Below are 22,622 nucleotides of genomic sequence, written 5' to 3'. Positions count from 1 at the left end.
GTCAAGGGCCAGGCTAGGCCGGATCAGCGGCGGAAGGAAGGAGCATCCGCCGCGCCGGTGCCGGGGCCGGGTCGCTAGGCTGACCGTACCGAGCCGTACCGAATTCCGCGCACAGGAGGAAACCAGCGTGTCCAGCAGCAGCCCGGACGAGCGCACGCTCGTACTGATCAAGCCTGACGCGGTCCGGCGCGGCCTGGTCGGCGAGATCCTCTCCCGTTTCGAGCGCAAGGGCGTGCGGATCGAGGCCCTGGTGTCGCGGACGATGGACCCGGCGCTGGCCGACGAGCACTACGCCGAGCACGTCGACAAGCCCTTCTACCCGCCGCTGAAGGAGTTCATGACCGGCGGGCCGCTGGTCGCCCTCGTGCTCTCCGGCGACCAGGTGATCGACGTGGTGCGCGGGCTGATCGGCGCGACCGACGGGCGCCGGGCCGCCGCTGGCACGATCCGGGGCGACCTCTCCCTGTCGAACCGGGAGAACCTGGTGCACGCCTCCGACTCGGTGGACAGCGCCAAGCGCGAGATCGCGCTCTGGTTCCCCGAGCTGGGCTGAGCGTCCCGTTCTTCTCAGGTGCCTGCAGGGGTCCCCTGTTACCCAAAAAGCGGTAACAGGGGACCCCTGCTTCCACCTCAGCCGGCTGCCGCGACCTCGGTGGGCGGCTGGGTGCGGGTGGTCACCGACACCCGGTTCCACACGTTGATGGTCGCGATGGCCGTCACCAGGTCGGCCACCTCCTTCTCGGAGAAGACCCGTACCGCGTCGTCCCACACCTCGTCCGGCACGCCGTGCTCGCCGAGCCGGGTGACCGCGTCGGTGAGGGCCAGCGCGGCCCGTTCCCGCTCGTCGAAGAAGGGCGCGTCGCGCCAGGCGGCGACCGCGAACAGCCGGCGGCTGGACTGACCCGAGTCGAGCGCGTCCTGGCTGTGCATGTCGACGCAGAAGGCGCAGCCGTTCAGCATCGAGGCGCGCAGCTTCACCAGTTCCAGCAGCCGGTGCGCGACGTTCGCCCGGACGTACTTCTCCAGCCCGAGCACCGCGCGGTACGCCTCCGGCGCGACCTGGGCGATGTTCATCCGTGCCTGCATGAGGTCCTCCCTCGTCCGTGTCCTGCACCGGCCTGACGGGCCGGACCGCCGGGGTGTGACCACCCGGGGGTGAGAGCCGCGTCACCCTGGTCGTCGGGGCGGTGGGCGTGGGTAACTCGGCGGCGGTCGGCAGGCCGGGTCGAGTACGCTTGTCGGCACAGGCGACGACCCGGCCATCACCGGTGAGCCTCCGGAAGAAAGGGCCCACGGGCCCGAGTAGAACCGGACGGGTCCGGCCCGTCACAGCCGGCCAACGAGCGGGCGGTCGATTCTCGGCCGCCAAGCGGGGTGGTACCGCGGGCCCGACCCGGGGGCGCCGGTCACGGCGCACCCAGAGGGCTCGTCCTCGCAGACCCACACGACCAGTGAGCTCGACGGCTCCGGGTCGTCGGCGCGGCGCCAGACGCGCCGAGCCGGAGTCGTCGTAACGCGAGGAGAGCGACCCCCGATGGCCTATCCGTTGCACGACCCGACCGCCACCGGTGTCCCGGCGAGCCCGGACCTGCCCGCGGTCGAGCGCCGGGTCCTGGAGCACTGGAGCGCCGACAAGACCTTCGAGGCCTCCGTCGAGAGCCGTGAGGCCGGCCGGAACGGTGAGAACGAGTACGTCTTCTACGACGGGCCGCCGTTCGCCAACGGACTTCCGCACTACGGCCACCTGTTCACCGGCTACGTCAAGGACCTCGTGCCGCGCTACCAGTCCATGCGCGGCCGGCGGGTGGAGCGGCGCTTCGGCTGGGACTGCCACGGCCTGCCCGCCGAGGTGGTCGCCGAGAAGCAGCTCGGCATCACCAGCAAGGCGGAGATCCTCGACCTGGGCGTGGCCCGGTTCAACGAGGCGTGCCGCACCTCCGTGCTGGAGTTCACCCACGACTGGGAGCGGTACGTCACCCGGCAGGCCCGCTGGGTCGACTTCGCCAACGACTACAAGACCCTCGACCTGGACTACATGGAAAGCGTCATGTGGGCCTTCAAGACCCTGCACGACAAGGGTCTGGTCTACGAGGGCTTCCGGGTGCTGGCGTACTGCTGGCGCTGCGAGACGCCGCTGTCGAACACCGAGACCCGGATGGACGACGTCTACCGGGACCGGCACGACCCGACCCTCTCGGTCTGGTTCGCGCTGACGCCCGACGAGAACGCCCCGGAACTGGTGCGCGGGCCGGTGCGCCTCGGCGTCTGGACCACCACGCCGTGGACCCTGCCGTCGAACCTCGCCCTGGCCGTCGGCCCGGACATCGAGTACGCGGTGCTGGAGCGCGACGGCGAGCGGTACGTGGTCGGCGCGGCACGGCTCGGCGCGTACGCCAAGGAGCTGGAGGGCTACGCGCAGGTCGGCACGGTGCGGGGTGCGGACCTGGTGGGCCGGTTCTACACCCCGCTCTACGACTTCCTCGTGGAGCAGGCCGGGTCGAACGCGTACCAGGTGCTCGGCGCGGAGTTCGTCACCACCGAGGACGGCACCGGGATCGTGCACCTGGCCCCGGCCTTCGGTGAGGACGACCAGAACGCCTGCAACACGGCCGGCATCCCGACCATCGTCACCGTCGACGACCACACCCGCTTCACCGCGCTGGTCCCGCCGTACGCCGGTGAGCAGGTCTTCGACGTGAACAAGCCGGTGATCCGGGAGCTGAAGGAGCGGGGGGTGGTGCTCAAGCAGGACACCTACACCCACGCGTACCCGCACTGCTGGCGCTGCGACACCCCGCTGGTCTACAAGGCCGTGTCGTCGTGGTTCGTCGCGGTGACGCAGTTCAAGGACCGGATGGTCGAGCTGAACCAGCAGATCAACTGGACGCCGGGGCACGTCAAGGACGGCTCGTTCGGCAAGTGGCTGGCCAACGCGCGGGACTGGTCGATCAGCCGGAACCGGTTCTGGGGCTCGCCGATCCCGGTGTGGCGCTCCGACGACCCGACCTATCCGCGCGTCGACGTGTACGGCTCGCTGGCCGAGATCGAGCGGGACTTCGGCGTACGCCTGACCGACCTGCACCGGCCGGCGGTGGACGAGCTGGTCCGCCCGAACCCGGACGACCCGACCGGAAAGTCCATGATGCGCCGGGTGCCGGAGGTGCTGGACTGCTGGTTCGAGTCCGGGTCGATGCCGTTCGCCCAGGTGCACTACCCGTTCGAGAACGCCGACTGGTTCGAGCACCACTACCCGGGTGACTTCATCGTCGAGTACATCGCGCAGACGCGCGGCTGGTTCTACACCATGCACGTGCTGGCCACCGCGCTGTTCGACCGGCCGGCGTTCCGCAACTGCCTCAGCCACGGCATCCTGCTCGGCTCGGACGGCCGGAAGATGTCCAAGAGCCTGCGCAACTACCCGGACGTGTACCACGTCTTCGACTCGTACGGGTCGGACGCGATGCGGTGGATGCTGATGTCCTCACCGGTGCTGCGCGGCGGGGACATGGCGGTCACCGAGGCGGGCATCCGGGACGCCGTCCGGCAGGTGCTGTTGCCACTCTGGAACGTCTGGTACTTCTTCTCGCTCTACGCCAACGCCGCCGGGTACACGGCGAAGCGGAAGACCGGCGCCGCGCCGGCCGGTGACGCCGCCGGCAACCTGCTCGACCGGTACGTGCTGGCGAAGACGAACGAACTGGTCGCCACCGTGCAGGCGCAGATGGACGCGTACGACATCTCGGGGGCCTGCGCCACCGTGCGGTCGTACCTGGACGCGCTGACCAACTGGTACGTGCGGCGCTCGCGGGACCGGTTCTGGTCCGGTGACGCCGACGCCTTCGACACCCTGTGGACGGTGCTGGAGACGCTCTGCCGGGTGGTCGCGCCGCTGGCGCCGCTGACCGCGGAGGAGATCTGGCGCGGACTGACCGGGGAACGGTCGGTGCACCTGACCGACTGGCCGTCGGCCGACGCGTTCCCGGCCGACCACGACCTGGTGGCCGCGATGGACGCCACCCGGGAGGTCTGCTCGGCGGCACTGTCGCTGCGCAAGGCCAAGGGGCTGCGGGTCCGGCTGCCGCTGGCGAAGCTCACCGTGGCCTCGCCGGCCGCGGCGGCGCTGCGACCCTTCGCCGACCTGGTCGCCGACGAGGTCAACGTCAAGGCGGTGGAGTTCACCGACGCGGTGGCCAGCTACTGCCAGCAGGTGCTGACCGTGGTGCCCCGGGCGCTCGGTCCCCGGGTCGGCAAGCAGGTGCAGCAGGTGATCAAGGCGGTCAAGGCGGGCCAGTGGGAGCTGGTCGACGGCGCGCCGGTCGCGGCCGGGGTCACCCTCGCCGAGGGCGAGTACGAACTGCGCCTGGTCGCCGCCGACGCGGAGCACTCCGCGCCGCTGCCCGCCGGTGAGGGGGTGGTGGTGCTGGACACCACGGTCACCCCAAAACTGGCCGCCGAGGGGCTGGCCCGGGACGTCGTCCGGGTGGTGCAGCAGGCCCGCCGGGACGCCGACCTGGACGTGTCGGACCGCGTCACGCTGGTGCTGTCCGCCTCGGAGGAGGTCCGGGCGGCGGTGTCGGCGTACCGGGACTTCGTCGCCCGGGAGGTGCTGGCGCAGTCCGTCGACTTCGCCGACCCGGTCGACGGGTTCACCGGCGAGGTCGGCGAGGGCGACCGGGTGACGGTGGCCGTCAGCCGGGTGTGAAGGACGTTCACGGGGTATCAGGGGAGGGTCGTCTCCGCAGGTGGCGGCCCTCCCCGCCCGGTCGGGTCCCGCCCGTCGGGTGACCCGGCGGGGGTCGCCGGACACCGGCGGGGCGTCGGCTAACGTGACACCGCCTGCACCCGTACGACCGCCGGAGGACCCGTGCCGCTGCTCTACACCATCGGCCAGTACACCGTGGGGAACCTGCTGCGGTGGGGGTGGCGCCCGACCGTGGAGGGTCTGGAGCACGTACCGGAGCACGGCGGGGTGATCCTCGCCGGCAACCACCTCTCCGTCGCCGACGAGCTGTTCCTCGGCGCGACGGTGCCCCGGCACCTCGCCTTCTGGGCCAAGTCGGAGTACTTCCGGGGCACCGGCTTCCGGGGCCGGCTGACCAAGTCGTTGCTCACCGGGCTGGGTGCGATCCCGGTCGAGCGGGCCGGCGGTCGGGCGGCGCTGTCCGCGTTCGACGCGGCGATCCCCGCGCTCAAGGGCGGTGACGTGGTCGTCGTCTACCCCGAGGGGACCCGGTCGCCGGACGGCCGGCTCTACCGGGGACGGACCGGCGCGGCCCGGCTGGCCATCTCAGCCGGTGTACCGGTCGTGCCGGTGGGCATGATCGGCACGGAGAAGGTGCAGCCGATCGGCGCGCGGATGCCCCGCCTCGGCGCGGGGAAGATCACCGTCCGGTTCGGCAAGCCCCTGGACTTCACCGGCCGTCCGGACGACCGCACGTCACTGCGGGCGATGACCGACGAACTGATGACCGAGATCCAGAAGCTCACCGGCCAGGAGTACGTCCCCCGCTACGCCCCGCCCCGCAACCAGCCCACCCGCTGACCCCTCGCCCGCGCCGTCGTCGAGCCGGGTCAGGGTGGGGTGATGGCGCGGCGCTCCTCCCGGGCCACCACGGCGTCGACGTCGGTGAGCCGGTCCAGCTGGGTCAGGGTGCGGGCCAGCCGTGCGTTGGGCGGGATGCGGTGCCGGTTGCGGGCCAGGAATCCCCAGTAGCCGGCGGTGAACGGGCAGGCATCCTCGCCCAGGCGTTGCCTCGGGTCGTACCGGCAGCCGCCGCAGTAGTCGCTCATCCGGTTGATGTGCGTGCCACCGGAAACGTACGGCCTGGTGGCCATCCGGCCCAGGTCGGCGTACTGGCTCATGCCGACCACGTTGGCGGTCGTCACCCAGTCGTAGCCGTCGACGAAGCTCTGGTGGAACCAGTCGACCAGCTCGGCGGGGCGCCAGCCCCGTTGCAGGGCGTAGTTGCCGAGCACCATCAGCCGGGGGATGTGGTGCACCCATCCGTGGTCGCGTACCCCGGCGAGCACATCGGAGAGGCAGCGCGCGGTCACCGCGTCCGCGTCGAGTTCCCGGAACCAGTCGGGCACCGGGCGGCGGGCGGCCAGCTCGTTGCTGTGCCGCCAGGACGGGTCGAAGTACCAGTACAGGTGCCAGACGAAGTCCCGCCAACCGAGGATCTGCCGGATGAAGCCCTCCACGCTGGGCAGCGGTGCCCGGCCCCTCCGGTACGCCTGCTCCGCGCCGCGTACCGCCGTCATCGGGTCGAGCAGTCCCAGGTTGAACGAGGAGGAGAGCACGCTGTGCGCCATCCACGGGTCGGCGTTGCGCATGGCGTCCTCGTACCGGCCGAACATCGGCAGCCGGTGGGCGAGGAAGTGCCGGAGCCGGGCCCGGGCCTCCGTCGCCGTCGCCGGGAAGCGGCGCGGGCCGTCCCGGCCGACGAACCGGATCCCCTCCCGTTCCCAGCGGTCCAGGTCGGCCCGGACCTCGGCGTCGATGTCGTCCTCCGTCGGCGTCGGCGGCGCCGGGGCGTCCAAACGGGATATGGTCCGTGGCGGGGGCTGCCGGTTGCCGGTGTCCAGGCTCCACCGCCCGCCGACCGGTTCGTCCCCCTCGACGAGCACCCCGTGCCGCTGCCGCGCGAACTGGTAGAACGCCTCCAGCCGCAGGGCTCCACGGCGCGCGTCCGCCCAGTCGGCGAAGTCGCCGAGGCTGGTGACGAAGCCCTTCGGCGGAAGCACGCTCACCCCGTCCAGCCGGCGGACCAGCGCCAGCGCCCGGCGGGAGGTGGGGTGGTGCACCTCGACCGGTTCGCGGACCTGGCGCAGAGCCTCGCGGTAGGTCTCGGCGCGCAGGTACCGGGCCTGGTCGCCCAGTTCGGCGGCGCGGTGCCGGAGCGCGGAGATAACCAGGTGCGCCTTCTGCCGGTGGTGGGCACGGCGGCGGAAGACCGCCTTGGACTCGATCAGCAGGACCGGCTGGTGCGGGTCGTCGAGGAAGTGCGGTCCGAGTTGGTCGGCGAAGAGCCATCGCCGGGACATGTCCTGATTGTGCCCGCCAGCACTGTTATGCGTGACCCCAAGGTGAGGGGTCGTTCGTGTTCCAGGTCATGTCAGCCCCGGCTCACGATCCGTTCCCGCAGGGTGCCGAGCAGCGCGGCGCTGTCGGTCAGCGAGAGCCGGGTGAAGACCCCGCTGGCGAGGCTGCCGTGGTCGGCCCAGGTGCAGACCACCACGTCCACGTTGTCCACGCGGCCGACCGCGCAGCGCTGGTGCTCGCCACGGACGTCGGTCTCGACCACCTGCGGCGTACCGAGGTTGTACTTCGGGGTCAGCCGGGTCAACTCGTCCTCGGCGTCCGACTCCGGAGTGAAAGTGAGACCGGTACTGCCGAAGACGACGACCGTCTTGCCCTGCGGGGTGCTGTAGACCCCGGCGAAGGTCTCCTCGGCCAGCGTGTGCTCGGTCTTCACCTCGCCGCGCAGTTCGTCGGCAACCTTTTCGCTGCGCGCGTCGGTCTGGAGCCGCAGGTCGGCCACCTGCGGGGGCAGGCTCGCGTTGGCCGGGTACTGCTCCCACACCGGCTTGCCGAACCAGGCCGGACAACCGCAGCAGCAGGCGATGGAGAGCAGGGTCAGGATCAGCATGCGGGCCGGCCAGCGCCGCTTCCGGCGGGGCGGCGGAGCGTACCCCTGCGGCGCCTGCCAGTTGGGCGGTGGACCGACCGGGGACGGCGTCGGGTGGTGTGGCTGCCGGGGCGGGGAGACCGGCCGGGCCGGTACCGGTGGCGGCGAGGAGACCGGCCGGGCCGGTACCGGTGGGGGCGAGGAGACCGGTCGGGGCTGCGGTGGCGGGAAGGACGGTGACGACACCGGCCGGGCGGCCGGCGGGGGCGACACGGGACGTGCCGGCGGCGGTGACACGGGACGCGCCTGCGGGGGCGGGACGGGGCGCGCGACCGGCGGGGGTACCGGCTGCCCGGAGACCGGTGCCACCGGTGGTGGCTGCGGGGTCACCGGCGGTGGGGTCCAGGCCGGGGCCGGCGGGTCCGGCGTCCAGGCCGGGGAGTCCGCCGGCGTCGGGTACATCCGGGTGGCCGGCAGCGGCTCGAAACCCGCGTTCAGGTCCCAGCCTCCGGTGTCCGCCCCGGCCCACGGGTCGACCGGTGCCTGGCTCTCCGGCGGGGCGGGTGGCGGCACGGGCGGTGGGGTCGGCTCGGCGGAGTGGCCCCAACCGCGCTTCTTGGGCTTGGGCGGCGGTACCGCCGCGGAACCGCTCCAGCGGGGCGCGGGAGGGGCGGCGGGGGCCGAATCGAGCTTCGTCGGGTCGGGACCGGCCCGGTCGATGCGGGTGGCGTCGGGGGTGCGTTGCTCCGGCGCGGTCGGATCGGTGCGGATCGGGTCGATCCGGGTCGGGTCGGGCGCGGGTGGCCCGGCCTGCCGCTCCGTGGGGGCGGGGACCTTCGCGGTCGCCGCGACCCCCCGCTGCGTCGGCGCGGTCGCGGGCGAGACGGTCTCCGGACGCGCGGCGTCCAGGGCGGTCGGGTCCGGCCCGGTGCCGTCCACGGTGGTGCGGTCCGGCCCGGTGGCGTCCACCGCGGTCCGGTCCGGCCCGGCCGGGTTCTCCTCGGTCGCCGGTTCACCGGACGAGCCGTCCGGCACGTTCTCGACCGTCCGCTCGGTGGACCCGGCGGAGGGGTCGGGCTCGCCGGGAACCACCTGGTCCCGGGCCTCCGTCGCGGACGGTGGCGGGGCCGGCGTGTTCCCGGCGGCCGGTCCTTCTGCTCCCGGCTGCGGCTCCGGCATCGCGGCAATCTCCTCTCGCGCCGTTGCGAGGTTAGTACCGGTACGCCAACCGGGGCCATTCGCGCCCCCCGTACCCGGGATGCCCCACCGCGTCCCGGCGCGGGACGGTGTCGATCATCGGCGTCTTCCCGCGGTCACCGGTTCGGTCCCGCGTCGTCCGTTCGGCTCGGTCCACCCGGTCCGGCGGACCCGGGTGGGTGGGCGCGTACCCTTGGGCGTCATGAGCGTCCCGTCCACCACGCCGCGCCCCGCCGTGGCCAACTCCGTATGGCCCCGGCTGGAGCCGCTGCTGCCGCAGGTGACCAAGCCCATCCAGTATGTCGGTGGTGAGCTGGGGGCGGTGGTCAAGGACTGGGACACCGCGGCGGTCCGATGGGCGCTGATGTACCCGGACGCGTACGAGGTGGGCCTGCCCAACCAGGGCGTGCAGATCCTCTACGAGGTGCTCAACGAGCTGCCCGACGTGCTCGCCGAGCGGACGTACGCGGTCTGGCCGGACCTGGAGAGGCTGATGCGGACGCACGGCGTGCCGCAGTTCACCGTCGACGCGCACCGCTCGGTGCGCGACTTCGACATGTTCGGCGTCTCGTTCTCCACCGAGCTGGGCTACACCAACCTGCTCACCGCGATCGACCTGGCCGGCATCCCGTTGCTCGCCGCCGACCGCACCGACGCGGACCCGGTCATCGTGGCCGGTGGACACGCCGCGTTCAACCCGGAGCCGATCGCCGACTTCGTCGACGCCGCCGTGCTCGGCGACGGCGAGGAGGCGGTCCTGGAGATCACCGCGATCGTCCGGGAGTGGAAGGCCGAGGGCTCGCCCGGTGGTCGGGACGAGCTGCTGCTGCGGCTGGCCCGCACGGAGAGCGTCTACGTGCCGCGCTTCTACGACGTGGACTACCTGCCCGACGGCCGGATCCAGCGGGTCGTGCCCAACCGGGCGGACGTGCCGTTCCGGGTGCACAAGCGCACGACGATGGACCTGGACGCCTGGCCGTACCCGAAGAAGCCCCTGGTGCCGCTCGCCGAGACGGTGCACGAGCGGTACGCGGTGGAGATCTTCCGGGGTTGCACCCGGGGCTGCCGGTTCTGCCAGGCCGGCATGATCACCCGTCCGGTGCGGGAGCGCTCGATCACCACCGTCGGGCAGATGGTGCAGCAGGGTCTGGAGTTCTCCGGCTTCCACGAGGTGGGTCTGCTCTCCCTGTCGTCGGCCGACCACTCCGAGATCGGCGACATGTGCTCCGGCCTGGCCCAGCAGTACGAGGGCACGAACGTGTCGCTCTCGCTGCCGTCGACCCGGGTCGACGCGTTCAACATCGACCTGGCCCAGGAGCTGTCCCGTAACGGCCGGCGGACCGGCCTGACCTTCGCCCCGGAGGGCGGGTCGGAGCGGATCCGGCGCGTGATCAACAAGATGGTCTCCAAGGACGACCTGATCCGCACCGTGGTGACCGCGTACACCAACGGCTGGCGGCAGGTGAAGCTCTACTTCATGTGCGGTCTGCCCACCGAGACCGACGCCGACGTCCTCGAGATCGCCGACATGGCACACGAGGTGATCCGGGCCGGGCGGGCGGCGACCGGTTCCAAGGACATCCGCTGCACGGTCTCCATCGGCGGGTTCGTGCCCAAACCGCACACCCCGTTCCAGTGGGCGGCGATGGAGCGTCCGGAGGTCATCGACGGCCGGCTCAGGCTGCTCAAGCAGGCGATCAACGCCGACCGGTCGCTGGGCCGGGCGATCGGCTTCCGCTACCACGACGGCGAACCGTCGCTGATCGAGGGCCTGCTCAGCCGGGGGGACCGGCGGGTCGGCGCGGTCATCCGCCGGGTCTGGGAGAACGGTGGCCGCTTCGACGGTTGGAGCGAGCACTTCTCCTACCAGCGCTGGGTGGACGCCGCCGCCGAGGTACTGCCGACGTTCGGCGTCGACCTGGACTGGTACACCACCCGGCAGCGCGACGAGTTGGAGGTCCTGCCCTGGGACCACCTCGACTCCGGCCTGGACAAGGACTGGCTCTGGCAGGACTGGCAGGACGCGCTCAGCGAGTACGAGCAGGACGACTGCCGGTGGACGCCCTGTTTCGACTGCGGTGTCTGCCCGTCCATGGACACCGAGATCCAGATCGGCCCGACCGGGCGGAAACTGCTCCCGCTCACCCCGATCACCGGTGCCGGCCTGCGGGTACCCACCCCGGCAGCCCAGCAGTGACCCTCGGCGCGCTCGTCGTGCGTCGGGGCGGTCCGGGGGCGATCATGGAGTTGTCGTCACGGTGCGTGTCGCCGACAATGACTCCATGATCGATGGGTACTGACATTCCGAGGAGCACGACGATCAACAAGAAACCACAGCCGGAGGGTGGGCAGGCGCCGGTCGTCCAGCGCGTCCGCATCCGGTACGCCAAGCGGGGACCACTGCGGTTCACCTCGCACCGGGACTTCGCTCGGGCCTTCGAACGGGCACTTCGGCGGGCCGGGGTGCCGATCGCCTTCTCCCAGGGCTTCACCCCGCATCCGAAGATCTCCTACGCCAGCGCCGCCCCGACCGGGGTGGCCAGCGAGGCGGAGTACCTGGAGATCGGCCTACGCGCCCCGGTCGACCCGGCCGAGTTGCGTGTCGCGCTGGACGCCGCACTCTCGCCCGGCCTCGACGTGCTCGACGCGGTGGTGGCCGACGGCGGGAGCCTCGCCGACCGGATCGAGGCGTCCCACTGGTGGATCGAGCTGCCCGGTGTCGACCCGGTCACGCTGGGCCGGGCCGTGGACGCCTTCACCGCCGCCGGCGAGGTGCTGGTCGAGCGGATGACGAAGCAGGGACGGCGCACGTTCGACGCCCGCGCCGCCGTGCTCCGGATCGGGGTCCGGGAGCCGGTGGAGACGCCTTCCGAGGTCACCGGCGTACCGTGTGCGATACTCGAACTGGTCGTCCGGCAGGTCACCCCCTCCGTTCGACCCGATGACGTCCTTTCCGGCCTTCGCGTGGTGGCCGACCTGGAGCCGCCGGTGTCGCCACGGGTGACCCGGCTGGCGCAGGGCACGTTGACCGCGCAGGGCGCGATCGTGGATCCGTTGGAGGCGGACCGCGACAGGGCAACCATCGTTGAGCGCTGACCGGACATCCGGTCGGTTCTCAGGCAGGCAGACTTCGACGGGCGTGCACCTCGCGTGCCCGCGGAAAACATTTGCGGCAACCCTGCGTGGCAGCGCTCACCCGCGCCCGGGGCAGCCAGAACTGGAGAACGTCCATGCTCGAGAACGAGCCCGAGGGCGGCGAGCGGACCGGCACACAGCCGGCCGGTGAGACCGCCGAGACCACCGAGACCCCCGCCGTCGCGCCGACGCGACGGCGGACCACCCGGCGCCGGGCCGCGCCGCTCAACCAGCCGGAACAGACCGAGGCACCCGTCGACGCGGCCGCCGGCACCGCCTCGACCAGCCCCGAGGCACCCCAGGCCGAGGTGCTCGCCCCGGTCGCCGGTGACCTGGAAGCGGCCCCGAAGACCACCCGTCGCCGCCGCAAGGCGACCAGCCCGAAGGCTGCCGAGGAGCCGGTCGTCGCCACCGAGGTGACGGATGCCGGCGCGGAGGTCGTACCGCCGGTCAAGGTGACCCGGACGCGGCGCCGGAAGGCGGCCGAGAGCCCGGCCACCGAGGTCGTCCCCCCGCTGCCGGCCGAGCCGGCCGCCGCCCCGACGGCGGAGGACGTGCCGCCGGTGGTGAACCAGCCGGTCGCGGAGAGCGTGCCGGCCGTGGCCGCGCGGACGGACGCGGAGCCGGCGGCGGATGTCGCCGAGGAGGACGTCGACACGGCCGTCCCGACGTCCAGCGGTGCGGAGAACCGGTCCGGTGAGGTCCCGCCGGGGGTGGCGGTGTCCGCCCCGGCCGAACCGCCGGCCGAGCCCGTGGCGGAGAAGCCGACCCGCCGTCGCCGGGCCATCCCGCCGGTGGTGCTCTTCATGGCCCCGGAGCCCGAGGCGGTGCCCGTCCGGGTGACGCCGCCGGCCGAGGAGCCCGCCGCCGAGGAGGCGGTCGAGACCCCGCGCCGCCGTCGCCGTGGTCGACGCGACGTCGAACCGGTCGAGGTCGAGGTCGAAGCCGAGGAGGAGCCCACCGCCGAGGTCGAGGACGAGACCGCCGAGGACGAGGACGAGGACGACGAGACCGCCGCAGGGCGGCGCCGTCGCCGTCGCGGCCGTCGGGGTCGGGGTCGGGGCCGGGGCGGGGCCGACGAGGCCGACGACGACGAGGAAGCCGAGGAGTCGGCGCAGGCCGAGGAGGAGGCCGAGGCCGACGCCGAGGCCGAGGCCGAGACCGACGAGGAGGAGGACGACAGCGCCGACGGGCTGACCCGTCGTCGCCGTCGTCGCCGTCGTCGTGGCGCGGGTGACGTCGAGTCGACCGCGGACGACGGCGTCCCGACGGTGGTCAAGATCCGTGAGCCGCGCAAGACCGTCGACGAGGTGCAGGGCGTCTCCGGTTCGACCCGGCTGGAGGCGAAGCGGCAGCGCCGCCGCGACGGCCGGGAGCAGCGGCGTACCCGACCGCCGATCCTGAGCGAGTCGGAGTTCCTGGCCCGTCGGGAGGCGGTCGACCGGGTGATGGTGGTCCGCCAGCGCGGTGACCGCACCCAGATCGGCGTGCTGGAGGACGGCGTCCTGGTCGAGCACTACGTCACCCGCAACTCCTCCGGCACCATGGCCGGCAACGTCTACCTGGGCAAGGTGCAGAACGTCCTGCCCAGCATGGAGGCGGCCTTCGTCGACGTCGGGCGCGGCCGAAACGCGGTCCTGTACGCCGGTGAGGTCAACTGGGACACCACCGGCCTGGAGGGGCGGGCGCGCTCGATCGAGCAGGCGCTCAGGTCCGGCGACTCGGTGCTGGTGCAGGTCACCAAGGACCCGATCGGCCACAAGGGCGCCCGGCTGACCAGCCACATCGCGCTCTCCGGCCGGCACCTGGTCTATGTGCCGAACGGCAACGCCTCCGGCATCAGCCGGAAGCTGCCGGACACCGAGCGCAAGCGGCTGCGGGACGTGCTGAAGAAGCTGGTACCGGACGGCGCGGGCGTGATCGTCCGAACCGCCGCCGAGGGGGCCAGCGAGGACGAACTCGCCCGGGACGTCAAGCGGCTCCAGGCGCAGTGGGAGGACATCCGGGCCAAGGCGGCGGAGGGCGGCGCCCCGGTGCTGCTCTACGAGGAGCCCGACCTGGTCATCCGGGTGGTGCGGGACCTGTTCAACGAGGACTTCCGCGAGCTGGTGATCGAGGGCGACGGGGCGTACGACGTGGTCGAGTCGTACCTGTCGCACGTGTCGCCGGACCTGGTCGAGCGGCTGCGCCGGCACACCGGCACCGCCGACGTCTTCGCCACGTACCGCATCGACGAGCAGATCCTCAAGGGGCTGGACCGGAAGGTCTTCCTCCCCTCCGGCGGTCACCTGGTCATCGACCGCACCGAGGCGATGACCGTGGTGGACGTCAACACCGGCAAGTACACCGGTGCCGGCGGCAACCTGGAGGAGACCGTCACCCGCAACAACCTGGAGGCGGCCGAGGAGATCGTCCGCCAGCTCCGGCTGCGGGACATCGGCGGCATCGTCGTCATCGACTTCATCGACATGGTGCTCGAGTCGAACCGGGAGCTGGTGCTGCGCCGCCTCACCGAGTGCCTCGGCCGGGACCGCACCAAGCACCAGGTCACCGAGATCACCTCGCTCGGCCTGGTGCAGATGACCCGGAAGCGGATCGGCGCGGGGCTGCTGGAGGCGTTCAGCGAGACCTGCGAGTGCTGCAAGGGCCGGGGCCTGATCATCCACACCGAACCGGTGCCGGAGAAGCCGCGTGCCGGTGGCGCGCCGGAGAAGACCAAGGCGGTCGCGGCGACGGCCCCGGCCACCCCGGCGCCGGCCGAGCAGAACGGCGCGTCGACGCGTCGGCGGGGGCGCAAGTCGGCCACACCGGAGCGGAGCACCGTCGAGGTCGAGGTCACCGAAACCCCGACCGACACGTACCAGGACACGATGGGCTACGACCTGTCCCGGTACGAGGTCGACACGGAGGCCGCCCCGGCGGTGGCCGACGCCCAGCGCGGCGAGTCGGCCCGGCTCGCCGCCGCCGACGACCCGGACGCCCTGGGCGACGGGGAGGGTGACGACGAACTCGCCGAGGCGGGCGGCGGTCGTCGCCGGTCCCGGCGGGGTGGCGCGCGACGGCGTACCCGGCCGTGAGGCGACCCCGCGTGTAGGTGGGACGACAGGACCCCGCTCCCGGTGATCGTGCCGGCGACGGGGTCCTGTCGTGTGCCCGGGGCCTTGCCACGTGCCCGGCCGGTCGCGTGCCGGGGCCCCTGTCGCGTGCCGGGCCGGTCGCGTGTCCGGGTCCGGTCGCCTGTCGGGGCAGGTCCCCGGCCCGGCCGGGGGACACGGCGGGGCGGCCCCCGGTTTGGGGCCGGGGCCGGGCATGGCGTACGCTTGCCTGCGGCGTACTTTGGTGCGCCGAGTTCTCGCTGCCCGAGCCGCCGCGCCTCAGACGCCCGGTGAGCCGCCGCGGGAACTACCGCCAGCAGCCTCAACGACAGGGAGTCCGCCTCCGATGTACGCGATCGTCAAGACCGGCGGCAAGCAGTACAAGGTCGCCGAGGGCGACGTGATCGAGGTCGAGAAGCTCGCCGGTGCCCCCGGCGACGCGGTGAAGCTCACCGCGGTGCTCCTCGTCGACGGTGACGACCTGGTGACCGACGCGGCCAAGCTCGCCGAGGTCGCGGTGTCCGGCGAGATCGCCGCGCACACCAAGGGCCCGAAGATCCGGATCCACAAGTTCAAGAACAAGACCGGCTACCACAAGCGCCAGGGTCACCGCCAGCCGTTGACCCAGGTCAAGGTGACCGGCATCTCCAGCGGGAAGTAGGTCGTCCTCCAATGGCTCACAAAAAGGGTGCGTCCAGCTCGCGTAACGGTCGCGACTCCGCGGCCCAGCGGCTCGGCGTGAAGCGCTTCGGTGGTCAGGTCGTCAGCGCCGGCGAGATCATCGTCCGGCAGCGTGGCACCAAGTTCCACCCCGGTGACCTGGTCGGCCGTGGCGGAGACGACACGCTCTTCGCGCTGGCGGCCGGTGCGGTCCAGTTCGGTACCAGGCGCGGTCGCAAGACCGTCAGCATCGTACCGGCGGGGCAGTAGTCTTCCGACGAAGCGGGCCGGGGACCTGGTGTCCCGGCCCGCTTCGTCTTTTTCACGTCCCGGCGTTGCGCCGGGGCGTTTCCGTGCGGGGGACAGAGCCTCGCGGAGAGGATTGACGACGTGACGATGTTCGTGGACCGGGTCGTCCTGCACCTGAGGGCCGGCGACGGTGGACACGGCTGTGTCTCGATCCACCGGGAGAAGTTCAAGCCCTTCGGCGGCCCCGACGGCGGCAACGGCGGACACGGCGGCAGTGTCTCGCTGGTCGTCGACCCGCAGGTGCACACCCTGCTCGACTTCCACTTCCGTCCGCACGTCAAGGCCGACAACGGCAAGGGCGGCGCGGGCTCGAACCGGGACGGGGCCAACGGCCGCGACCTGGTGCTCAAGGTCCCCAACGGCACCGTGGTGCAGACTCCCGACGGCACCGTGCTCGCCGACCTGGTCGGCGCGGGCACCACCTTCGAGGCGGCCCGGGGCGGCCGGGGCGGCCGGGGGAACGCCTCGCTGGCCAACGCCAAGCGCAAGGCCCCCGGCTTCGCCGAACTGGGTGAGCCCGGTGACGAACTCGACGTCGTCCTGGAGTTGAAGAGTGTCGCCGACGTGGGTCTGGTCGGCTTCCCCTCGGCCGGCAAGTCGTCGCTGATCTCGGTGATCTCCGCCGCCAAGCCCAAGATCGCCGACTATCCGTTCACCACCCTGGTGCCCAACCTCGGCGTCGTCCAGGCCGGCGAGAGCACCTTCACCGTCGCCGACGTGCCGGGGCTGATCCCCGGTGCGGCCACCGGCAAGGGGCTCGGACTGGAGTTCCTCCGGCACGTCGAGCGCTGCGCCGTGCTGGTGCACGTGGTCGACACCGCCACCCTGGAGCCCGGGCGGGATCCGGTCGCCGACATCGACACCATCGAGGCGGAACTGGCCGAGTACGGCGGGCTGGCCGACCGGCCCCGGCTGGTCGCGCTGAACAAGATCGACGTGCCGGACGGGCGGGACCTCGCCGAGATCGTCCGGCCGGACCTGGAGGAACGTGGCTACCGGGTCTTCGAGGTCTCCGCGGCCACCCGCGAGGGGCTGCGCGAGCTGATCTACGCGATGTCGGAGCTGGTGGAACAGTCCCGGCAGGCCGCACCGCCGGCCGAGCCCACCCGGATCGTGATCCGCCCGAAGGCGGTCGACGACGCCGGTTTCACCATCGAGGCCCAGCCCGACGGCTCCTATGTGGTGCGCGGTACGCGCCCGGAACGCTGGGTGCGGCAGACGAACTTCGACAACGACGAGGCGGTCGGCTTCCTCGCGGACCGGCTGGCCCGGCTCGGCGTCGAGGAGAAGCTGGCCAAGGCCGGGGCCCAGCCCGGTGACCTGGTGCGGATCGGGGAACGCGAGTTCGACTGGCAGCCGACCCTCTACGCCGGTGTCGAGTTCGTCCCCGGCAACCGGGGCACCGACGTGCGCCTGGAGGACAAGTCGAACCGGGCCTCGGCGGCCGACCGGCTCGCCGCGCGCAAGGCCCGCCGGCAGCGTCCGGGGGACGAGATCGTGGCCGGGGACGAGGTCGACGACGACGCCGAGGACGACGCGGGCGACGACGCCGAATAGCCGGCTGCGCTCCGTGACCGGGTCCACCGCCGGAAACCTGCGGGAAATCCGGCCGTCCTACCGTGGCGGGATGCTGATCGAGACGCGTCCTGCCGGCGACCCCGAGATCGCCACCCTGGTCACGGCGCAGCAGCGCGAGTTGCGGGAGGCCGACGGAGGGCTGGACGGCCAGGCCACCCTGACCCGGGAGGACATTCGCTACCTGGCGGTCGTGGTCAACGGGCGGGCGGTGGCCTGCGGCGGGGTCCAGGCCCTGGACAGCGGCACCGGCGAGATCAAACGGATGTACGTCCGCCCGGCGTTCCGGGGGCGGGGCATCGGCCGGCAGTTGCTGGCCGCCCTGGAGGAGTTGGCCTTCCAGGCGGGGCACCACACCCTCTGCCTGGAGACCGGCCGTTACCTGCCGGCGGCGATCGCGCTCTACACCTCCTGCGGGTACGCCCCGATTCCCGTGTACGGGGAGTACGTCGGCAACCCGTACAGCGTCTGCTTCGCCAAGCGGCTTCCGCTGGCCGCCTGACCTGTCACCAGCGGAGCGGCCGGCCCCGGTGGTACCTGCCCGGGGCCGCATCGCCTGCCTGCGTCCGCCTGCCGCTTGCCGTCTGCCTGCCCGCCCGCTTGCCGCCTGCCGGCCCGTTCGCTGCCTGGTGCCTGGTGCCTGGTGCCTGGTGCCTGCTGCCTGGTGCCTGCTGTCCGCCGGGCCGGGCCGGATCAGCGTGCCCACCTCGTCCGCCGAGCCGGCTCAGCGCGCCGGCCGGCATTGTTCCTGATCGGGCGCGCCGCCGTGGCGAATCGGCAAAGAAGACCGGCATGGACCCGTCAACCGGGGGTAGGTCAATAGGCAGCCGGCGAAAGTGTCGGCGACATCCCCCCAGTAGAACCGCGACGAGTTTCTAGCGGACGGAAGGCAGACCATGACCTACGATCCGGCAACCACGTCCTCGAACCACAGCACCGGCTACGGCTACGAGCCGCACAACGGCACGTACGGATCGCACAGTGCCACCTACGAGTCGCACAACGGTACGTCGAACTCGGACAGCGGCGTCCGTGAGCAGGCCAAGCAGGTTGGCGCGGAGGCCGCCCAGGCGGGCGGCGCGGTCGCGCAGACCGCCAAGGAGCAGGGTCGGGAAGTCGTCGGTGAGGCCACCCGGCAGGCTCGCAACGTCTACGGCGAGGCCCGCACCCAACTCGCCAGCCAGGCTGGCGACCAGCAGCGACGCGCGGCGAACGGCCTGCGCTCGCTGGCCGACGAGATGCGCGCGATGGCGCAGCAGGGCGGGCAGGCCGGTCCGGTGACCGAACTGGCCCACCAGGCCGCCGAGCGGGTGCACGGTGTCGCCGGTTGGCTGGAGGAGCGCCAGCCGGGCGACCTGCTCCACGAGGTCCGCGACTACGCCCGCCGTAACCCCGGCACCTTCCTGGTGGGCGCGGCCCTGCTCGGCGTCCTCGCCGGCCGGCTGACCAAGAACATCGCCGCCACCGACGACGGGCAGACGACGAACGGCCACCGCGCCTACCAGCCGGTCACGGACCCGGACCGGACCGCGGTGATCCCGCCCAGCGCGTACGCGGTGCCCGACCCGGGTTACGCCGACCCGCTGGCCGGTGGGTACACCCAGCCCCCGCGTCCGGGTGGCTACGCCGACCCGACGCCGTCGACCGGGTATGTCGACCCGACGCCGTCGACCGGCTACGTCGAGCCGTTGCCGCCGACCGGCACCGGCCGTCCGTTGCCGCCGGTCGACCAGACCGACCCGCTGCCGGGCGTCCCGTCGAGCGGCGTCACCCGCCCGTGAACCCGCTGACCAGCCGGCACGCCCCCGACCGGGCGCGGACCGGCGCGCACGGAAAGGAGACGGCGGCGTGAGCATGCCGACCCAGGGGTACGACCCCACCTACCAGCCCACGACGAACCTGAACGGGCAAGCCCACCCGCACACCGCCGAGGAGGTCACCAACCGTTCGGTCGGCGACCTCATGCGGCAGGTCACCGCCGACCTCTCCACGCTGATGCGGCAGGAGGTGGAACTGGCCAAGGCCGAGATCCGCGAGGAGGGGAAGAAGGCCGGCAAGGCCGCCGGACTCTTCGGCGGAGCCGGCTTCGGCGGCTACATGGTGGCGCTGTTCCTCTCGATCGCCCTCTGGGCCGGACTGTCGAACGTGATGGACGCCGGCTGGGCGGCACTGATCGTCGCCGTCCTCTGGGGCGTGGTCGCCGCCGTCCTCTACTCGATGGGCAAGAAGAACGCCGAGCGCGTACGGGGTCTGAAGCGCACCAACGACACCGTGCACCGGATCCCGGACGCGTTGAAGCCCCACCCGGAGGGAGTCACCCGATGAGCACCGACCCCGACCAGATCCGCCGTGAGATCGAAGCCACCCGGAACAACCTGAGCTCCGATGTGGACGCCCTGGCGTACAAGGTCAGCCCGAGCCGCATCGTCGACGACCGCAAGCAGCAGGCACGTAACGCCCTGCAGAATGTGAGGGACAAGGTGATGGGAACCGCGTCGGACCTCGGCCACGCCGGCGGGCACGCCGCCCACTCGGTCACCGACCGTGCCTCCTCGGCGGCGTCCAACGTCGGCCACGCGGCCCAGTCGGCCGCCTCGTCGGTGGGCGACGCGGCACACCGGGCCCCGCAGACCCTGCGCCGCAAGTCCCAGGGGAACCCGCTCGCCGCCGGCCTGATCGCCTTCGGGGTGGGCTGGCTGGCCTCGTCCCTGCTGCCCGCCACCGACCGGGAGCAGCGGGCCGCCACCCAGGTGAAGGAGAAGGCGCGCGAGCACTCGCACGTGGTCACCGAGAAGCTGGGTGAGGTCGCCAGCGAGATGAAGGAGCAGCTCCGCGAGCCGGCGCAGCACGCCACCGAGTCGGTGAAGTCGACCGCCCAGGAGGCCGTGCAGACGGTGAAGGACGACTCCCGGTCCGCCGCTCACGACGTACGGGACCAGGCGCAGCACGCGCGCGAACAGGTCCGGCACTGACCAGCCGTCCGGACCCGTACGCGGCGGCTCGCGGCCATCCCCGGCACCAACTGCCGGAGGTGGCCGCGAGCCGCTGTGTGCACCCGCTCAGGGGCGTCGGGGGGAACGGAGGGTGCGGGGGGAGTGGGCGGCGTGACGGATCCGGGTGCCGGCGTAGCGGACGCCACCGAAGAGCACCCGCTGCCCCAGCGCCAGCCAGGAGCAGGTGGCCCGTTCGAGCACCCAGAGCGGGGCGGTCAGAGCGGCTCCCGCCGGGAAGACCCGGGTGCCGCCGGCCCGACGGCGTCCCGCCTCGGCCAGCGCCACCGTGGCCGCCACCGCGCCGAGGACCGGGCCGGGGCGACGCGCGACGACGGCCGCGCCGAGGGCCGGCAGCACCGCGAGGAAGACCGCCAGCCGCACCGGCTGGGCCAGGTCGTCGTACGCCTGCCGCACCCGTTGCCCGAGGAAGTGCCGGGCGGCCGGGGGCAGCCGGCGGACGTAGAGGTCGGCCGGTGCCGCCTCGGTGCCGCCGTACGCCCGCACGGTGCGGATCAGCTCCAGGTTCTCGAAGAGGACGTCCGGGTCGTAGCCGCCCATGGCGAGGAAGGTGCTCCGCCGCACCGCCAGGGTGCCCGGGTAGTCCGCGCCGAGCGACCGGTTGAGCAGGATCCGACCGGTGTCCCAGTACGCGTGCCAGGGCATCGGGTCGAAGTAGTTCTGCGGACGGACCAGGTCCGCCCGGCCCAGCAGCCGGTGCACGGCGCGCAGTCCCGCCTCGTCGTAGCGGACGTCGTCGTCGGCGATCACCACGTGCTCGTGCCCGGCCAGGCGCACGCCGGTGAGCACCCCGGTCACCTTCCCGTTCGCGCCGCGCAGCGCCGGATCGGGCGGGACGTGCCGCACCAGGCCGCGCCAGACGGCGGCGTGCCGGGCGAAGACCTCCGGCGGGGAACCGTCGACGACGGTCACCTCGACCCGCGTGGCGAGCTGCCGCAGATACCCGGTGAGTTCGCCCAGCCCGACGTCGTCGGACCAGCGCAGCGGCAGCACGTACGACAGGGCCAGCCGGACGGTGGCGGTGGTCGACGAGGCGGTGCGGGGCACCGGACGGAGCGGGGTGCTCACGACTCCTCCCGCCGGTAGACCGAGACGTGCTGGCGGCTCTCGTCGGTGAACGGCCGGCCGGTCCAGTCCGCCCAGCGGTGCTCCCGGCGCAGGCCGGCCAGTTGGGCCATCAGGTCCAGTTCCGCCGGCCAGGCGTAGCGGTGGTTGGCCGGCAGCAGGCGGACGCCGGAGCCGGTGATCCGCAGCTTGGTCGTGGTCATCCGTTGTTCCGCCGGGTGCAGCACGGCCGCCTCCAGCAGCACTTCGTCCTCGGCCACCCGGACCGGCCGCAGGGCCGTGCCGGCCCGGAACGCGCCCGGGTCGGGCACCCAGGTCTCGACCACGAACCGTCCGCCGGGGCGCAGGTGCGCGGCGGCGTTGCGGAAGCAGGCGACCTGGGCGGCCTGGTCGGGCAGCGCGAAGATCGTGTTGAAGGCGAGCAGCACCAGCGCGAACTCACCCGGCGCCCGGACGGAGGAGAAGTCCCCGACGGTCACCGTGATCCGGTCGCCGCCGGGCTTGGCGCGCAGGCCGGCGACCATCGCCGGGGATCCCTCGACACCCGCCACGCTCAGCCCCCGCTGCACCAGGGGGAGCGCGAGCCGCCCGGTGCCGATGCCGAACTCGCAGACCGGGCCGCCCTCGGCGAGCCCGACCAGCCGGTCCACCGCGTCGTCGGCGGTGAGATGGGCGTACGCCTCGTCGTAGACGTCCGCGACGCGCCGACCGTACTCGCTGGCGTCGAAGGACAACGGTGCTCCCCGGTGACGGTGACGGTGACGGTGACGGTGACGGTGACGGTGACGGTGACGGTGACGGCCGGTCGGGTGCCGGGGCGGCGGCGCGTCCGGACGGTCCCCGGACGGCGGCGGGCGGTTGCCCCGGGCAGGTGCCCGCAATCCCGGTCACCAAACCTGCGTCGCCGACGGGGACCGGGGCCGTTTCGACGCCACCTGACCGGGTAG

Annotated in this window: 18 protein-coding genes; 13 read left to right on the top strand and 5 right to left on the bottom strand. The window is 72.6% G+C overall.

All coding sequences use genetic code 11. The annotated features are described in order from the left end of the window. Window positions 1-127: 127 nt before the first annotated feature. The gene (gene ndk / locus IGA62_RS05745; RefSeq protein ID WP_145815927.1) at window positions 128-553 is read left to right on the top strand and encodes a nucleoside-diphosphate kinase; all 426 of its coding nucleotides are present in this window, start codon (window positions 128-130) and stop codon (window positions 551-553) included. Window positions 554-630: 77 nt separating this feature from the next. On the opposite strand, the gene IGA62_RS05740 is transcribed toward ndk, so the two are convergent. Then, window positions 631-1,086 (bottom strand): carboxymuconolactone decarboxylase family protein, encoded by a 456-nt coding sequence (locus IGA62_RS05740; protein ID WP_145815928.1) that lies wholly within the window; start codon window positions 1,084-1,086, stop codon window positions 631-633. 448 nt (window positions 1,087-1,534) lie between these two features. On the opposite strand from IGA62_RS05740, the gene ileS reads away from it, so the two are divergent. Then, complete coding sequence (ileS, locus tag IGA62_RS05735) at window positions 1,535-4,702, top strand: isoleucine--tRNA ligase (protein WP_145815929.1); 3,168 nt, start codon at window positions 1,535-1,537, stop codon at window positions 4,700-4,702. A gap of 162 nt (window positions 4,703-4,864) precedes the next feature. Then, entirely contained in the window at window positions 4,865-5,542 is a 678-nt protein-coding gene (locus IGA62_RS05730; protein ID WP_145815930.1) for a lysophospholipid acyltransferase family protein, read from the top strand. Between the two features lie 29 nt (window positions 5,543-5,571). Here IGA62_RS05730 and IGA62_RS05725 read toward each other — a convergent pair whose 3' ends face one another. Together IGA62_RS05725 and IGA62_RS29930 are read right to left on the bottom strand one after the other, a co-directional pair. Then, entirely contained in the window at window positions 5,572-7,044 is a 1,473-nt protein-coding gene (locus IGA62_RS05725) for a cryptochrome/photolyase family protein (protein WP_145815931.1), read from the bottom strand. Between the two features lie 71 nt (window positions 7,045-7,115). After that, window positions 7,116-8,807 (bottom strand): hypothetical protein, encoded by a 1,692-nt coding sequence (locus IGA62_RS29930; protein WP_232625168.1) that lies wholly within the window; start codon window positions 8,805-8,807, stop codon window positions 7,116-7,118. A 220-nt stretch (window positions 8,808-9,027) separates the two neighbouring features. On the opposite strand from IGA62_RS29930, the gene IGA62_RS05715 reads away from it, so the two are divergent. The 10 genes from IGA62_RS05715 (at window position 9,028) to IGA62_RS05670 (ending at window position 20,571) form a co-directional block, all read left to right on the top strand. Further along, window positions 9,028-11,022, top strand: a complete 1,995-nt coding sequence (locus IGA62_RS05715; RefSeq protein ID WP_145815932.1) for a TIGR03960 family B12-binding radical SAM protein — start codon at window positions 9,028-9,030, stop codon at window positions 11,020-11,022. A gap of 92 nt (window positions 11,023-11,114) precedes the next feature. Continuing rightward, on the top strand, window positions 11,115-11,921 hold the full coding sequence (locus IGA62_RS05710) for a TIGR03936 family radical SAM-associated protein (RefSeq protein ID WP_145815933.1): 807 nt from the start codon (window positions 11,115-11,117) through the stop codon (window positions 11,919-11,921). Between the two features lie 134 nt (window positions 11,922-12,055). Next, window positions 12,056-15,037, top strand: a complete 2,982-nt coding sequence (locus IGA62_RS05705) for an Rne/Rng family ribonuclease (RefSeq protein WP_145815934.1) — start codon at window positions 12,056-12,058, stop codon at window positions 15,035-15,037. A gap of 364 nt (window positions 15,038-15,401) precedes the next feature. Continuing rightward, window positions 15,402-15,716 carry a 50S ribosomal protein L21 gene (rplU, locus tag IGA62_RS05700; protein WP_088982529.1) on the top strand — a complete coding sequence of 105 codons (315 nt, stop codon included), beginning with the start codon at window positions 15,402-15,404 and terminating at the stop codon, window positions 15,714-15,716. Between the two features lie 11 nt (window positions 15,717-15,727). After that, on the top strand, window positions 15,728-15,985 hold the full coding sequence (gene rpmA / locus IGA62_RS05695; protein WP_145815935.1) for a 50S ribosomal protein L27: 258 nt from the start codon (window positions 15,728-15,730) through the stop codon (window positions 15,983-15,985). Window positions 15,986-16,105: 120 nt separating this feature from the next. After that, window positions 16,106-17,581: a GTPase ObgE gene (gene obgE / locus IGA62_RS05690; protein ID WP_145815936.1), complete on the top strand. Its 1,476-nt coding sequence runs from the start codon at window positions 16,106-16,108 to the stop codon at window positions 17,579-17,581. A 70-nt stretch (window positions 17,582-17,651) separates the two neighbouring features. Next, the gene (locus IGA62_RS05685; RefSeq protein WP_145815937.1) at window positions 17,652-18,101 is read left to right on the top strand and encodes a GNAT family N-acetyltransferase; all 450 of its coding nucleotides are present in this window, start codon (window positions 17,652-17,654) and stop codon (window positions 18,099-18,101) included. Between the two features lie 394 nt (window positions 18,102-18,495). After that, the gene (locus tag IGA62_RS05680; RefSeq protein ID WP_232624891.1) at window positions 18,496-19,380 is read left to right on the top strand and encodes a DUF3987 domain-containing protein; all 885 of its coding nucleotides are present in this window, start codon (window positions 18,496-18,498) and stop codon (window positions 19,378-19,380) included. A 67-nt stretch (window positions 19,381-19,447) separates the two neighbouring features. Continuing rightward, window positions 19,448-19,924, top strand: coding sequence for a phage holin family protein (locus tag IGA62_RS05675; RefSeq protein ID WP_377465169.1), 477 nt, complete (start codon window positions 19,448-19,450; stop codon window positions 19,922-19,924). Beyond that, window positions 19,921-20,571, top strand: a complete 651-nt coding sequence (locus tag IGA62_RS05670; protein ID WP_145815938.1) for a DUF3618 domain-containing protein — start codon at window positions 19,921-19,923, stop codon at window positions 20,569-20,571. Before IGA62_RS05675 ends, IGA62_RS05670 begins: the two co-directional genes overlap by 4 nt. An 87-nt stretch (window positions 20,572-20,658) precedes the next feature. On the opposite strand, the gene IGA62_RS05665 is transcribed toward IGA62_RS05670, so the two are convergent. Both IGA62_RS05665 and IGA62_RS05660 read right to left on the bottom strand, forming a co-directional pair. Further along, on the bottom strand, window positions 20,659-21,678 hold the full coding sequence (locus IGA62_RS05665; protein ID WP_198501203.1) for a glycosyltransferase: 1,020 nt from the start codon (window positions 21,676-21,678) through the stop codon (window positions 20,659-20,661). Beyond that, complete coding sequence (locus IGA62_RS05660) at window positions 21,675-22,409, bottom strand: class I SAM-dependent DNA methyltransferase (protein WP_145815939.1); 735 nt, start codon at window positions 22,407-22,409, stop codon at window positions 21,675-21,677. The genes IGA62_RS05665 and IGA62_RS05660 overlap by 4 nt, the downstream gene beginning before the upstream one ends. Window positions 22,410-22,622 lie beyond the last annotated feature (213 nt).

It is taken from the genome of Micromonospora sagamiensis, from assembly GCF_014680085.1.
Taxonomy (GTDB): Bacteria; Actinomycetota; Actinomycetes; order Mycobacteriales; family Micromonosporaceae; genus Micromonospora; species Micromonospora inyonensis.
The sequence above is the reverse complement of the archived record's forward strand: the minus strand, read 5'-3'. Positions and strand labels throughout refer to the sequence as shown.